At 73.1% G+C, this 13,554-nt stretch carries 13 protein-coding genes and 1 pseudogene; 8 read left to right on the top strand and 6 right to left on the bottom strand.

Annotated features, from left to right (window positions below):
- The first annotated feature begins 6 nt into the window (after window positions 1-6).
- From ACFYV5_RS25595 to ACFYV5_RS25585, 3 genes and pseudogenes are all read left to right on the top strand, one after another.
- Window positions 7-636: a winged helix-turn-helix transcriptional regulator gene (locus tag ACFYV5_RS25595; RefSeq protein WP_389172231.1), complete on the top strand. Its 630-nt coding sequence runs from the start codon at window positions 7-9 to the stop codon at window positions 634-636.
- A 109-nt stretch (window positions 637-745) separates the two neighbouring features.
- Window positions 746-1,000 (top strand): annotated as a pseudogene (locus ACFYV5_RS25590) (cupin domain-containing protein); the annotation flags it as partial.
- Window positions 1,001-1,200: 200 nt separating this feature from the next.
- Window positions 1,201-1,839, top strand: a complete 639-nt coding sequence (locus ACFYV5_RS25585) for a uridine kinase (protein ID WP_389172229.1) — start codon at window positions 1,201-1,203, stop codon at window positions 1,837-1,839.
- Here ACFYV5_RS25585 and ACFYV5_RS25580 read toward each other — a convergent pair.
- From ACFYV5_RS25580 to ACFYV5_RS25565, 4 genes are read right to left on the bottom strand one after another with little or no spacing between them, the layout of a single operon-like run.
- Window positions 1,836-2,774 carry a carbohydrate kinase family protein gene (locus ACFYV5_RS25580; protein ID WP_389172227.1) on the bottom strand — a complete coding sequence of 313 codons (939 nt, stop codon included), beginning with the start codon at window positions 2,772-2,774 and terminating at the stop codon, window positions 1,836-1,838. The genes ACFYV5_RS25585 and ACFYV5_RS25580 overlap by 4 nt on opposite strands.
- Complete coding sequence (locus ACFYV5_RS25575) at window positions 2,771-3,685, bottom strand: pseudouridine-5'-phosphate glycosidase (RefSeq protein ID WP_389172225.1); 915 nt, start codon at window positions 3,683-3,685, stop codon at window positions 2,771-2,773. The genes ACFYV5_RS25580 and ACFYV5_RS25575 overlap by 4 nt, the downstream gene beginning before the upstream one ends.
- A gap of 49 nt (window positions 3,686-3,734) precedes the next feature.
- On the bottom strand, window positions 3,735-4,913 hold the full coding sequence (locus ACFYV5_RS25570; protein ID WP_389172223.1) for a hypothetical protein: 1,179 nt from the start codon (window positions 4,911-4,913) through the stop codon (window positions 3,735-3,737).
- A complete protein-coding gene (locus ACFYV5_RS25565; protein WP_389172221.1) occupies window positions 4,897-5,739 on the bottom strand; it encodes a hypothetical protein in 843 nt (280 codons plus the stop codon). Before ACFYV5_RS25565 ends, ACFYV5_RS25570 begins: the two co-directional genes overlap by 17 nt.
- A gap of 545 nt (window positions 5,740-6,284) precedes the next feature.
- On the opposite strand from ACFYV5_RS25565, the gene ACFYV5_RS25560 reads away from it, so the two are divergent.
- The 4 genes from ACFYV5_RS25560 to ACFYV5_RS25545 all read left to right on the top strand — a co-directional run bounded on the left by ACFYV5_RS25560 (window position 6,285) and on the right by ACFYV5_RS25545 (window position 10,449).
- Window positions 6,285-6,641, top strand: coding sequence for a cupin domain-containing protein (locus ACFYV5_RS25560; protein ID WP_355111303.1), 357 nt, complete (start codon window positions 6,285-6,287; stop codon window positions 6,639-6,641).
- A 213-nt stretch (window positions 6,642-6,854) separates the two neighbouring features.
- Window positions 6,855-8,186, top strand: a complete 1,332-nt coding sequence (locus ACFYV5_RS25555; protein WP_389172219.1) for a discoidin domain-containing protein — start codon at window positions 6,855-6,857, stop codon at window positions 8,184-8,186.
- The gene (locus tag ACFYV5_RS25550) at window positions 8,186-9,490 is read left to right on the top strand and encodes an MFS transporter (protein WP_389172217.1); all 1,305 of its coding nucleotides are present in this window, start codon (window positions 8,186-8,188) and stop codon (window positions 9,488-9,490) included. The genes ACFYV5_RS25555 and ACFYV5_RS25550 overlap by 1 nt, the downstream gene beginning before the upstream one ends.
- Entirely contained in the window at window positions 9,487-10,449 is a 963-nt protein-coding gene (locus ACFYV5_RS25545; RefSeq protein ID WP_389172215.1) for a hypothetical protein, read from the top strand. Before ACFYV5_RS25550 ends, ACFYV5_RS25545 begins: the two co-directional genes overlap by 4 nt.
- Window positions 10,450-10,532: 83 nt before the next feature.
- Here the strand turns inward: ACFYV5_RS25545 and ACFYV5_RS25540 are convergent, their stop codons facing one another.
- Window positions 10,533-11,825, bottom strand: a complete 1,293-nt coding sequence (locus tag ACFYV5_RS25540) for an MFS transporter (protein WP_389172213.1) — start codon at window positions 11,823-11,825, stop codon at window positions 10,533-10,535.
- A 79-nt stretch (window positions 11,826-11,904) separates the two neighbouring features.
- Window positions 11,905-12,438, bottom strand: a complete 534-nt coding sequence (locus tag ACFYV5_RS25535; protein WP_355111311.1) for a methylated-DNA--[protein]-cysteine S-methyltransferase — start codon at window positions 12,436-12,438, stop codon at window positions 11,905-11,907.
- Between the two features lie 192 nt (window positions 12,439-12,630).
- Between ACFYV5_RS25535 and ACFYV5_RS25530 the strand changes: the two genes are divergently transcribed.
- Window positions 12,631-13,533 carry an MHYT domain-containing protein gene (locus ACFYV5_RS25530; protein WP_355111312.1) on the top strand — a complete coding sequence of 301 codons (903 nt, stop codon included), beginning with the start codon at window positions 12,631-12,633 and terminating at the stop codon, window positions 13,531-13,533.
- Window positions 13,534-13,554: the final 21 nt, after the last annotated feature.

Below are 13,554 nucleotides of genomic sequence, written 5' to 3'. Positions count from 1 at the left end.
CGTCGCATGCCACGCCGCCGAAGCTATGACCAGTACTGCGCCGCCGCCCGTGCCCTCGACGTCGTCGGCGACCGCTGGACGCTGCTGATCGTCCGCGAACTCCTCGCCGGGCCGCGCCGTTACACGGATCTGCACGCCGATCTCCCGGGCGTCAGTACGGACATGCTGGCCGGCCGCCTCAAGGACATGGAGGGCGCCGAACTCGTCACGCGCCGCCGCATGCCGCCGCCCGTCTCGGCGTACGTCTACGAGCTCACCCGGCGGGGCCGCGACCTGTTGCCGGTCCTGCGGGCCCTGGCGGAGTGGGGGGCGCCCGCCCTGGAGGAGCCGCGGCCGACGGACGCCGTGCGCGCCCACTGGTTCGCGATCCCGCTGCTGCGCGCTCTGGAGGGCGAGGTGGAGGGAGTGGTGCGGGTGACCCTGGACGAGGGGGAGTTCCATCTACGGATCGGAGGCGACGGGCCGCCTGAGTACGGGGACGGGCCGCCGCCGGCCGACACCGCCGACGCGCACCTGCGGACGGACTCCGCGACCTGCCGGGCCCTGGCGAGCGGGGAGTCGACCCTCGCCCAGGCGGTGCGGGACGGGCGGGTCGCGGTGACGGGAGCCGGTCGTCTCGCCGGTGAACTGCGGTAGAGGTACGGACCGTTGCTGGTGGAGTGAGAGTCAATCCCCGTCCGAGTCATCCCCCTGACGAGTAGCGTACGTCGCCGTCGCTTCCCCGGAGGTTACGGATGCTCCGGACGTGCCGGAGGTGGCGCACCACGAGGGCCGCCGGGGTGGGCTGGCCAGGGGCACGTCGAGCGGCGCGCTGCGGATCCAGCCGCCCAAGGGTCGCACGGATGTCATCTTCCGTACCGTCACTCTCGCCCCGGGTGACTCCACGGGCTGGCACCATCACCCCGGCCAGATCATCGCGGTCGTCCAGTCGGGCACGCTGACCCGCATCCTGCACGACTGCTCGGTCGAGACGGTCTCCGCGGGCGAGGCGTTCGTCGAACCCGCGGGCCGGAAGAACCGGCACATAGGGTTCAACGTCGGCTCCGAGCCCGTCGTGCTCTCCATGACCTGCCTGCTGCCCCAGGACGCACCGCTGTCGATCGAGGCGGAAGCGCCGGACTGCCCGCGCTGCCTTCCTCACCGTTTCCATGGTCCTGTGGTCCTGCTCACGCCGCCCTCGCCTGTGACAAGGTCGACTCCGTGCGATTCGAAGCGATCACCTGGGAGCGACTGTCCGAGGCCCTGGCCGCGCACGTCGACGGGTCCGTGCCCGGGGACGGTGGGGACTGGCTCAAGGTCGGCATCGACGGTCCGCCGGCCGCGCCGACCGGCGAGATCGCCGAGCGGGTCGCCGACGCGCTGCGGCTGCGCGGCCGGTCCGTACTTGTCGTCGGCACCGGAGGGTTCCTGCGGCCCGCATCGCTCCGTTACGAGTACGGGAAGCAGGACCCCGACGCGTACTACAGCGGCTGGTACGACACCGGGGCGCTGTGGCGCGAGGTGTTCGGGCCGCTGGAGGCGGGAGGCAGTGGGCGCGTGCTGCCCGACCTCTGGGACCCCGTGAGCGACCGGGCGACCCGCAGCCCGTACGTGGAGCTGCCGCCCGGAGGCGTGCTGCTGGTGCACGGCCCGTTTCTGCTGGGGCACTGGTTCCCGTTCGACGTGACCGTCCATCTGCGGCTCTCGCCCGGCGCCCTCGCGCGCCGCACCGAGGAGCCCTGGACCCTGCCCGCCTTCGCGCGGTACGAGAACGAGGTCGGCCCGTCCGACGCGGCGGACGTCGTCGTCCGCGCCGACGACCCACGCCACCCGGCCTGGACCGGTCTCAGGGCCTCCTAGAGGGTGTCCCCCGGTGGCTCCCAGGGCGCGGGCGCGGGTCCTGGCTCGGCCTCGGCAGGGCGTCCTCCCACCACCGTCACCGCCTCCGCGCCCGCCCGGCATCCCGCCGCTGCCGCCGCCATCGCGTCCGCTCCCGCGAGCCGGGCCGCGAGGAACGCCCCCGTGAAGGCGTCGCCCGCCCCCGTCGAGTCCACCGCCCGCACCGCCGGTGCCGCGACCCGGCCCGTCACCGAGCCCGCCTCCGCGACCAGCGCACCCGCCGTACCCAGGGTGACCACGACCAGCGGGAACGTACGGCTCAGCACCTCGGCCGCCTTGGCCGGTTCGGCGCCCCCGGTCAGCAGGCGGGCCTCGTCGGCATTGGGCAACAGCGCCTGCGCGCCCCGTGCGGCGGTCAGGAACCGGTCCCCGCCGAGCCGCTCCAGGAACCCCGTGGAGGCCGGGTCCACGCTCGCCGGAATCCCCGCCTCCCGCGCGCCCCGCAGGGCCCGCAGCGCGGCGGCACGGCTCGCGTCGGCGAAGAAGAGGTACCCGGACAGATGCAGATGGGCCACACCGTCGAGGAACGCGTCGTCCCAGTCGGCGGGCGAGAGACGCAGCGCCGCCCCGCTGTCGGTCAGGAACGTCCGCTCGGTGCTCGCGTCGACCAGCGCGATCACCGTCGCCGTGGCGGCGTGCGCGTCCCTGACCAGCAGCGGCCGCACACCGGCCCGGCGCAGGGCTCTCTCGTGCCAGTCGGCCGCCTCGGCCCCCACGCGGCCCAGCAGGCGCACGTCCTCCCACCCCGAACGCACCGCCCAGCAGACCGCGTTGGCTCCGGCGCCGCCGGGCAGCGTGCGGATGTCGGCCGCCGTGTCCGTGGCGGGTGCGAGCGGGGTCCGGTGCCGGGCCACGACGTCGGTGACCACGTCGCCGACGACCAGCAGGCCGCTCACGCGCCGCCTTCGGCGTACGCCGTGGCGATCCGCGCGGCGAGCCGCACATTGCCCCGTACCGCCGCGAGGTTCGCCTCCAGCGAGGCGCCCTCCGTGTGGACGGTCAGGTACTCCAGCAGGAACGGTGTCACGGCCTGCCCGGTGATCCCCTTCTCCTTCGCCGCCGCGAGACCCTGCGCGAGCACCCGGTCGTGCAGCACCGGATCCAACTGGTCGGCCTCCGGCACCGGGTTGGCGACGATCAGCGCCGCGTACGGCTCGCCCAGGTCGTCCTGGGCGCGTATCACGCCCGCCACCTCCTCGGGCGTGCGCAGCGTCCAGTCGACCGGCTCGCCCGACGAGGCCAGGTAGAACCCGGGGAAGTGCTCCGTCCCGAACCCCACCACCGTCACACCCAGCGTCTCCAGGCGCTGCAGGGTCGCCGGGACGTCGAGGATCGACTTGACCCCCGCGCACACCACCGTCACCCCGACCCTGGACAGCAGCCGCAGATCCGCCGACTCGTCCTGCGTCTCGCTCCACTCCCGGTGCACCCCGCCGAGCCCGCCGGTCGCGAAGACCCGTATGCCGACCGAGTCCGCCAGCCAGGCCGTCGCCGAGACCGTCGTCGCCCCCGTCGCCCCGGTCGCCAGCGCGGGCGCCAGGTCGCGGTGCCCCAGCTTCCGTACCGCCGGATCCTCCGCGATCCGGGCCAACCCGTCCTGGTCGAGGCCGACATGGGCCGTGCCGTCGATCACGGCGATCGTGGCGGGCACCGCCCCGCCGTCCCGTACCAGCGCCTCCAGCTCCCGCGCCACGGCCAGATTGCGCGGGCTCGGCAGACCGTGCGCGATGATCGTGGACTCCAGCGCGACGACGGGACGGCCCTCGTCGAGCGCCTCCCGAACCTCTTCGGACACGTGTGTGGACATGTCCCATCTCTGGCGCAACCGCGAACCACTCAAACCTCGGTGGCGACCCTCAGCCACAGCCCGGCAGGCCGGGCAGCCGGCCCGCGTCCACCACCTGGATCACCGGCCGGGAGGCGGACGTCTTGGCGTTGCCCACGCTGTACGCAACGGCCAGCGCGCCGTCCCTGCCCTGCGCGTACCCGTACGCCGGTGTGATCCGCGCGTACGAGCCGGAGCCGAGGTCCAAGGCGTAGGAGGTCTCCGGCGTGCGCCAGGTGACCAGACGGCCGCTGATCCGCAACTGATCCATGCCGTCGACGGCCGGGGACGTCGTCACGACCGCCGCGGGCCGCGCGTCCCCCGTCCGCCACACCATCAGCCGGGGCTCCGCCTCGCCCTCGACCCATGCCCAGGTCCTGCCGTCGGAGATCACGGACCGGATGTCCCGCAACGCGGCCAGAGGCGCGGGCAGCGCGGCCGGCCGCCCGCCGGCGCGGGAGACGGCGGTCAGCCGTGTCCCGGACCCCGCCGATTCGCGCCACACCAACAGTCCGCCGGCCGCGAAGGGCGCGTCCATCACCCCCGTCCGCAGGGCTCGTGGGGCGCCGCCCCCGGCCGCGGCCGCGTACACGGTGGCCTTGCCGCCACCGACTCCCTGGGCCCAGTGGACGGCGCCGTCACGGACGACGGGCTGGGGCAGCGGGCCCGGCCGGTCCGCACGGGCGAGCCGCCGGGACGCGCCCGTCGTGGCGTCCCAGACGTACAGGCTCCATGGGCTGTCCAGGGTCCGTCCTTCCAGGACGGCGAACGCGGCCCACCGCCGGCCGTCGAAGTCGGCGGCGAGCAGCTGGTGTTCGACGGGGTCGGCGAGGGTGAGCAGGGTGCGGGGCGCGTCGGTTCCCCGCAGCAGGGCGGCCCGTCGCTGCCCGCCGCCCGTGAGCTGGACGGCGGTCCAGCCGGGGCCGGTGTCCGTGAGCACCGCCCGCTCACCGGCCGGTACCCGCAGTTCACCGGCGGCGAGCGCGGAGCTCCAGGCGGTGGGCAGCCGCACCTCGCAGGCGGCGGCCTGCGCGCTGGGCCGCGGTGCGGGGGCGGACGACGCGCGCGGTGCCGAGGCGGACGCCTCTCGGGGCGCCGGCTCCGGGGCGGGCCGCGCTGACGAGCACCCCGCGACCAGGATGCCCGTCAGCAGCAGGGTCAGGGCCGCACGGGCGCCGACCGGGGAGGGGGACCTACCAGACGTACCCACGGCCGCCCATGATGGTGGTGATGGTGTCGGACGAGATGCGCGCCGACTTGGGGACGGATCCCGCCCAGGAGATCACGCTCGTGCTCACGCCGCCCACGGGATCCAGGTAGTTGACCTGCCCGGCGGCGGTGTCCGTGTTGTAGCCGTCGATCGAGACCCAGTGGAATATCTCGATGTTGGGGTGGCCGACGAGGTGCGGGCCGCCCGGTACCTCCCAGGCGTTGCCGGCTATGGCGAAGTCGTTGTCGGTGTTGTGGGTGATGTGCTGCTTGAAGTTCGCCTTGTCGGTGGCGGTGGGGGTGTACGGCAGTGCCTTCGGGACGTAACCGGCGCCCGGCAGACGGTGGTTCAGCGCGTCGGCCATCGGGTAGCCCGTAGGGCTGGGGACGTTGATGTTGATGCCGTACCAGGCGGTCCCGTTGGAGGTCGTCTTGAGCAGGGTCGCGGCGTCCTGCTGCGACCGGCCCGCGACCTCGTCGCGCGCGGACTGGGTGATCACGAGGGTGGCCGGGCCGCACCAGTAGGACGTCTTCTGTGACTGGTGGATGCCGCCGGAGAGCTTGTACCCGGCCAGCGGCGCCCGGGTGCGTACACCGTCGTACGTTCTGGCGGCTTCCGCCTGCTTGGCGGCGGCGAGTCTCTGCTGGGCCGGGGTGAGGCGCTGGGGGCCGAGGGTGTCGTAGGCGGCCTTGTAGTCGGCTCCGGGGGCCACAGGGCCGGCGGCCAGGGCCGCGGGGGCGGCCAGGGTGGCCGCGAGCAGCGCGGCGGCGGTGAGGGCCGTGGTGGTCAGGGCGGCGGTGCGGGGGAGGAAGGCAGACGCGGACATCGCACTCTCCTGTCGGAGGTGAGGGAGGAGTTCAGGGGGAGTTTGACGCGCACACGCCAGGCTTGACAGGGGGCTCGGCGGATTGTCCGCGACCAACATTGGGTGCACCAAAGGCGCTGCTCGTGACCAGCGGCGACCTCTGTCGGCAACCCGTCCCGCCAACCCGGTTTTCGGCCGTGCGGCGCCATCGCGCCGTATTCCGTGGTGCGTGCCTATGGGTGGTTCCGCCCCCGAAGGGGCCGAGGTGTCCATTCGTCACTTCTACGACGGTCTCGCGGTCGACCACGACCTGATTACGCCGACTGGGGGGGGCGTCGAGGCGCCTGCGGAATCGGTGCTCCGCCGCCCCGCCCGGCAGTCCCTGCGTCCTTCGGTGCGGCCGTCCGTGCCCCCGACCTCCCGGGGTCTGCCCCGAAGCCGTTCTTCGGATTCCGTCGCCGTCGCCGAACAGCGGGAAGTCGCCTGGTCGGAGACGAAACGGAGCACGATCTTCCATCCCGTCCCGACGCTGGAACGATCCTGGCCCCCCGCTACAGTCACCGCCCATGACGACACACGACCAGCCCTCCTTCGCCGTCCACATCCCCGATGCGGAACTGGAGCCGGAGCCGCTCGACCCCGCACAGATCGTCTCGGGCTCGCCCGAGGTGACCGGCAAGGTCCTCTGGGAGTCCGCCGACGGCAAGCAGGTGCGCGGTGTCTGGCAGATCACGCCCGGAGTGGTCACCGACACCGAGGCGAACGAGCTCTTCGTGGTCGTCAGCGGCCGCGCCACCGTCGCCGTCGAGGGCGGCGCCACGCTGGAGATCGGGCCCGGCGACGCGTGCGTGCTCCGCGAGGGGGACCGGACCACCTGGACGGTCCACGAGACGCTGCGCAAGGCGTATCACATCAGCCTCTAGAAAAGGGGAGTTGAGGGTATGGTAGGAAACTTTCCTACCAGATAGCATCCCGGGCGGCGGCTTGGCGCGGCGCCCGATCCCCAGGGGCGTGACGCGCTCAGCGAGAGCTCTGACCCGGCCGCCGTGCACAGCCCTCCGACCCCTTCGGGGCGGTGTGCGGTGCTCCGCACCGGTGCCCAGCTCTCGCCACCTCTCAGGCCAGGGAGTCCAGGTATGCGCCTGTACGCCATCGCCCCACCACGCCGCACCACGACCCTCCTCCTCGCCACCATCCTGCTGCTGATCGGCGGCCTCCTGCTCGCCCACCCCGGCCGGGCCGGAGCCGCCGCGGACCCGCTCATCTCCCGTGGCAAGCCCGCCACGTCCTCCTCCGTCGAGGACTCCACCTTCCTTCCGGCCAAGGCGTTCGACGGTGACCCGGCCACCCGCTGGGCCAGCGCCGAGGGCTCCGATCCGCAGTGGATCAAGGTCGACCTCGGCTCCACCGCCACCGTCTCGCGCGTACGGCTCTCCTGGGAGGTCGCCCACGCCAAGGCGTACCGCGTGGAGATCTCGGCCGACAACGCCACCTGGACCCGGCTCGCCACGGAGACCGCCGGCGACGGCGGCACCGACGAGTGGACCGGACTCACCGGCAAGGGCCGCTTCCTGCGCGTCTACGGGACCGCGCGCGGCACCTCGTACGGCTACTCCCTCTACGAAGTAGAGGTCTACGGCACCTTCGACAGCGGACCTCCGCCCTCGGGCGCCTTCACCGTCGTCGCGGCCGGCGACATCGCCGCCCAGTGCACGGCGTCCAGCAGCTCCTGCGCCCACCCCAAGACCGCCGCCCAGGCCCAGCGGATCAACCCGAAGTTCTATCTGACGATGGGCGACAACCAGTACGACGACGCCCTGCTCTCCGACTTCCGCGCCTACTACGACAAGACCTGGGGCGTCTTCAAGGCCAAGACACGTCCGGCCCCCGGCAACCACGAGACCTACGACCCGTCCGGCCCGCTCGCCGGCTACAAGGCGTACTTCGGAGCCCTCGCCTACCCCCAGGGCAAGCCGTACTACAGCTACGACGAGGGCAACTGGCACTTCGTCGCCCTCGACTCCAACTCCTTCGACGACCCCGCCCAGATCCAGTGGCTCAAGGACGACCTCGCCCGGAACACCAAGGGCTGCGTCGCCGCCTACTTCCACCACCCGCTGTACTCCTCCGGCGGCCACGGCAACGACCCCGTCTCCAAGCCCGTGTGGCAGATCCTCTACTCGGCCAGGGCCGACCTCGTCCTCAACGGCCACGACCACCACTACGAACGGTTCGCCCCGCAGGACCCGTCGGGCCGGGCCACCGCCGACGGCATCGTCGAGATCGTCGGCGGCATGGGCGGAGCCGAGCCGTACCCGATCGAGACCGTCCAGCCCCACAGCCAGAAGCGCATCAGCGGTACCTACGGCGTCCTGAAGCTCGACTTCACGGACACGACGTACACCTGGCAGTACGTCGGCACCGACGGCCAGGTCAAGGACTCCGGCCCGACCTACACCTGCCACTGATGTACCTGGCGACCACCGGTCGCCCGGACGCGCCGCCACCTCGCCCTTCAGGGGCGCGGCGGCGCGTCTCCGGCACCGTCCTCGCGCTCGGCACGGTCAGCTTGGTCACCGACGTCTCCTCGGAGATGGTGACGGCCGTGCTGCCCCTGTACCTCGTCGTCGGACTCGGCCTCACCCCGCTCCAGTTCGGCTTCCTGGACGGCCTGTTCAACGGAGCCACCGCGCTCGTCCGGCTCCTCGGCGGGCACGCGGCCGACCGCGGTGGCCGCCACAAGCGGGTCGCCGGATTCGGCTACGCCCTGTCCGCCTGCTCCCGCCTCGGCCTGCTCCTCGCCGGCGCCGCGACCGGCTGGATCGCGGCGGCGCTCGCGGGCGACCGGCTCGGCAAGGGCATCCGTACCGCCCCGCGCGACGCCCTGATCACCCTCAGCAGCCCGCCCGAGGACCTGGGCCGCGCCTTCGGTGTCCACAGGGCGATGGACACGACCGGCGCCCTCCTGGGCCCGCTGGCGGCGTTCGCCCTGCTGTGGGCGACGGCGGACGCGTACGACGCGGTGTTCGTCGTGAGTTTCTGCACCGGAGTGCTCGGCGTGCTGCTCCTGGTGGTGCTCGTGCCCGGCGGACGGGCCGGTCCCGCGGCGGGCGGCGGTCCCCGTCCGCGGGCACGCACCCTGCTCGCCCCGCTGCGCTCGGCCGCGTACCGGCGGATCCTCGGGGCCACCGCGCTGCTCGGAGCCGTCACCGTCGGGGACGCGTTCGTCTACCTGCTGCTCCAGCGGCGGCTCGACCTGGCCGTCACCTGGTTCCCGTTCCTGCCGCTGGGCGCCGCGGCCGGCTATCTGCTGCTCGCGGTCCCCGCCGGACGCCTCGCCGACCGGATCGGACGCCGCAAACCCTTCCTGTACGGGCACGGGGCACTGCTCCTCGCGTACGCCCTGCTGCTCGCCCCCGGCCCCGGGCCGCTCCTGCTCGGGCTCGTTCTCGGGCTGCTCGGGGTCTTCTACGCCGCCACCGACGGGGTCCTGATGGCGCTGACCGGCCCCCTGCTGCCGGCCGGGCGGCGCGCGAGCGGCCTCGCGCTCGTACAGACCGTCCAGGCCCTGGCCCGCCTGGTCGCGGCGACCGGATTCGGCGCCGCCTGGACGGTATGGGGGCCGACGGCCGCCCTCGTCCTGGCCCTCGCGGGGCTCACGGCGGCCCTGGGCTGCGCGTGGCGCCTGCTGCCCGATACGCCTCCCGGGCTCGTCCCCGCTCCCTCTACCGTCCCCGCTCCCGCTCCCGCTCCCGAAGGGCCTTCGGCATGACCACGCGTGCGCGCCTCTGGGTGCTCGTCCTCGCCGTCCTCCTGCTCGGCGGCGGAGCCACCGCGTACACACTCCGCGCTGCGGATCGGACCGTCACGTCGAGCGGTGGCGCCGGTCTCACCCTCGACGGGGCGCCGGGCCACCTCTACGTCCGTGACACCGTGAGCGGGCGGGTCGGCCGCCAGGGCCTGTCCGCACCGGACTCCCGTACGACCGGCGGGCCGCTCTGCGACCGCTTCCACGCGGCCGGGCCCACCGCGCTCTGCCTGCGGCGACGGCCGGGGGTGCCTGCCCGCTCGTACGTGATCGTGCTGGACCGGCGACTGGGCGAACTGCGCCGGATCGCGCTGCCCGGCATCCCCAACCGCGCCCGCGTCTCCGCCTCGGGACACATGCTCTCCTGGACGATGTTCGCCACGGGCGACTCGTACGCCGGCTCCGCCTTCTCGACCCGGACCTCGATCCTCGACCTGCGCACCGGCTATCTCGTGAAGAACATGGAGCAGATCCCGCTCACACTCCACGGCCGCCGGTACCACGCTCCCGACGTGAACTACTGGGGTGTCACCTTCGCCCGGGACGACAACCGCTTCTACTCCACCGTCGCGACGAAGGGCCGCACGTACCTGGTCGAGGGCGACATGAGGAGATGGTCGGCGAAGGCGCTGCGGGAGAACGTCGAGTGCCCCTCGCTGTCACCGGACAACACCCGGATCGCCTTCAAGAAGAAGGTCTCCGACGATCCGAAGGCACCCTGGCGGCTGCACGTCCTCGATCTCCGGACCCTGCGCGAGCACCCGGTCGCCGAGCGCCGGAGCATCGACGACCAGGTGGTCTGGACGGACGACGCGACCCTCGCCTACGCCCACGAAGGGGCGGTGTGGAGCGTTCCCGCCGACGGCACAGGCGAGGTGCGGCTGCTGGCACGCGGGGCCACGTCCCCGACGGTCCTCCACTGAGGCCGCCCGGGTCGGATGCTGGATGTCGGATGTCGAATGTCGGATATTGGATCCAGGACGTCGGATCCAATATCCGATGTCCCTCAGGCGCGCCGCAGGACTCCCCGCACCGCCAGCGCCGCCATGGGCAGCAGCAGGAGCGCGCCCACGACGTTCAGCCAGCCGTAACCCGCCTGGGACACGATCAGCCCCGCCGCCAGACCGCCGACGCCGGCGGCGGTGTTCATGATGAAGTCCGACAGGCCCTGGACCGCCGCCCTGGCGGCCTGCGGAACCGAGTCCGTGAGCAGGGCGGAGCCCGACACCAGGCCCGCCGACCAGCCGAGCCCCAGCACGAACAGGCCGGCCGCGGTCTGCCCGTGGCTCGCCCCCGCGGTGCCCGCGAGCAGCGCCGCGACCGCGAGCAGCCCGACCGCCAGGCCGATCACGGAGAGCCGGCCCAGCCGGTCGGACAGCCAGCCCATCACGGGCGAGAACGCGTACATGCCGGCGATGTGCCCGCTGATGACCAGCCCGATGAGCTGGATGCCCGCTCCGTGATGGCTCAGCGCCACCGGGGTCATCGACATGATCGAGACCATCGCGGTGTGGGACACGGCCACGGTCACCAGTGCGAGACGGGCCCGCGAGGACTTCCGTACCGCCCGCATCCCCGCCCGGAGCGAGCGCCCCTCGGCCTCCTGGCTCTCCTCCGGGCCCGACAGGGCACGGGCCGTCAGCAGCGGATCGGGGCGCAGCAGCAGCGCCACCATGACCGCGGAGACCAGGAACACCCCGGCCGCCCAGACGAACGGCCCGGCCGCCGCCGGGATGCCGAGACCCGCCACGCTCTCCCCGGCCGGAGCGGCGACATTGGGCCCGAGGACCGCGCCGATCGTCGTGGCCCACACCACCGTGGAGATGGCCCGGCCCCGCCGGTCCGGCTCGGCCAGGTCCGCGGCCGCGAACCGGGCCGCGAGGTTGGCGGAGGACCCGGCGCCGAAACCGACCAGGCCCGCGAGGAGCAGCGGGAAGTTGTCGACGACGGCCCCGAGGACCACGATCCCGGCACCGAGTGCGCCCACCAGGTAGGCAAGTACGAGCCCTGGCCGCCGACCGCGGGAGCCCATCAGGGACGCCAGCGGCATGGCGAGCAGCGCGGGACCGGCGACCGAGGCCGTCGAGGCGAGGCCCGACAGGGCCTCCGTGCCGCTGACGTCCTTGGCCAGGACCGCCGCGAGAGCGACGCCGATGGCGATACCGAGTCCACCGAGGATCTGGCTGGCGATCAGCACGGCCTGGATGCGTCGCCGGAGCGCCGGAAGCTCGGCGGCCGTGACAGGGGCGGATATCTCCGCCGGAACGGCGGCGTCAGGGGCACTGGGGGTGTTGGTCACTTACGTGAGTGTGCCAGCCGTCCGGCCTGATGGAAACGTCGACCCCTCATACCCCCAGGGGGCACCGAACCATGCCCTCTCAGAACAAGGGCTGCGGCAGCACGCCCTCCAACGCCAACAGGGTCCGCTTGGTCTCCAGACCGCCCCCGAACCCGCCTATTCCTCCGTCACTCTCGACCACGCGGTGGCACGGCACCACCACAGGCAGCGGATTGGCACCCATGGCCGCCCCCACCGCCTGGGCGGCGCCCGGCTGCCCCACCCGCCCGGCCAGGTCCCCGTACCCCACGACCGTCCCGAACGGCACCCCTTCCGCCAACTCGCGCAGCACCTGGCGGTTGAAGCCGGTCGTCAGCGTCCAGTCGAGGGCCAGGTCGAAGGCCCGGCGCCCACCCGCGAAGTACTCCCCGAGCTGCCGCACCGGCTCGGCGAGCCGCCCCGAGTCGCTCCGCACCGGCTCCGCGCCGAGCCGATCCGCCAGCCGTCCCAGCGCTGCCTCCCGTACCGCCGCGTCGGCGTGGAAGACCACGCTCACGAGGCCGCGGTCGGTCGCCGCGAGCAGCAGCGGGCCGATGTCGCTCGCCACGACCGTCCATTCCACCGTGGTGTCCATGGGGATCACGGTACGACCGCCCACCGACACCGCCGTCGTCACGGGCCGGTCTCGGCTCGGTCTCACGGAGGCCAATTCCCGGACCGCATGGTCGTGCGCCCTGCCGCGCGCCATAATCTCGCCCGGAGGGTCTACTCAGCGGTACCGACTGTTTTCGGACGACGTTGCACCACGGGTGGAGGGCACACGCTCATGCAGGGCACGGTCGACGGATTCAGCTACGGCCTCGTGACACCGGTCGCCGCCTACCTCATGGCCTGCCTCGGCAGCGCCCTGGGCCTTCGTTGCACCATCAGATCGCTGCGCCACCGCGACACCTTCAAGGCCGGCTGGCTCGCCCTGGGAGCGACCTCGATAGGCACGGGCATCTGGACGATGCACTTCATCGCGATGATGGGCTTCTCCGTCCATCAGGCACCCATCAGCTACGACCGGCCCATCACCTTCGCCAGCCTGGGCGTCGCCGTCGTGATGGTCGGCATCGGCATCTTCATCGTCGGATACCGCGGCGCGACCCCGCTCGCCCTGGTCACCGGCGGCACCATCACCGGCCTGGGCATCGCCACGATGCACTATCTCGGCATGGCGGGCATGCGCCTCCAGGGACGCATCGAGTACGACACCCTCACCGTCGCCCTCTCCGTCGTGATCGCCGTCGTCGCGGCCACCACCGCCCTCTGGGCGGCCGTCTCCGTGCACGGATTTCTGGCCAGCCTCGGGGCGAGCCTGGTGATGGGTCTCGCCGTCAGTGGTATGCACTACACCGCCATGGCGGCCGTCAACGTCCACCTGCACGGCGACGGCGCCGTCGTGGGCACCGGCGACTCCGCCACCTCGCTGCTCCTGCCGATGCTGATCGGTCCCGCCGTCTTCCTCCTGCTGGCCGCGGTCGTCGTCATGTTCGACCCGCTGCTCGTGATGGGCGACCCGGACTGGCAGCGTCCCGCCGCCCAGGGCGCGTACCGCCCCGGAGTCCCGGCGCCCCGCCGTGCCCCCGCCTACGGCGAGCCCGCGAACTGGTCGGCCCGGCAGCCCTCCGGCCGCGGCGGACGCCGGGCGGCGGGCCGGGGCGGCCACCGCTCCCAGGACTGGTGAGGGACTGGCCGCCGGGCGGCC

It is taken from the genome of Streptomyces sp. NPDC003035 (assembly GCF_042888285.1).
Taxonomy (GTDB): domain Bacteria; phylum Actinomycetota; class Actinomycetes; order Streptomycetales; family Streptomycetaceae; genus Streptomyces.
Note: the sequence above shows the minus strand (reverse complement) of the source record. Positions and strands in the feature narration are given on the sequence as shown.

Bases quoted from the DNA above. Each gene is read 5' to 3' on its own strand.
- ACFYV5_RS25595 (WP_389172231.1), top strand. From the start codon at position 7: ATGCCACGCCGCCGAAGCTATGACCAGTACTGCGCCGCCGCCCGTGCC.
- ACFYV5_RS25575 (WP_389172225.1), bottom strand. From the start codon at position 3,685: ATGTCCACACACGTGTCCGAAGAGGTTCGGGAGGCGCTCGACGAGGGC.
- ACFYV5_RS25535 (WP_355111311.1), bottom strand. From the start codon at position 12,438: ATGGACACCACGGTGGAATGGACGGTCGTGGCGAGCGACATCGGCCCG.
- ACFYV5_RS25555 (WP_389172219.1), top strand. From the start codon at position 6,855: ATGCGCCTGTACGCCATCGCCCCACCACGCCGCACCACGACCCTCCTC.
- ACFYV5_RS25560 (WP_355111303.1), top strand. From the start codon at position 6,285: ATGACGACACACGACCAGCCCTCCTTCGCCGTCCACATCCCCGATGCG.
- ACFYV5_RS25530 (WP_355111312.1), top strand. From the start codon at position 12,631: ATGCAGGGCACGGTCGACGGATTCAGCTACGGCCTCGTGACACCGGTC.
- ACFYV5_RS25565 (WP_389172221.1), bottom strand. From the start codon at position 5,739: ATGTCCGCGTCTGCCTTCCTCCCCCGCACCGCCGCCCTGACCACCACG.
- ACFYV5_RS25545 (WP_389172215.1), top strand. From the start codon at position 9,487: ATGACCACGCGTGCGCGCCTCTGGGTGCTCGTCCTCGCCGTCCTCCTG.
- ACFYV5_RS25550 (WP_389172217.1), top strand. From the start codon at position 8,186: ATGTACCTGGCGACCACCGGTCGCCCGGACGCGCCGCCACCTCGCCCT.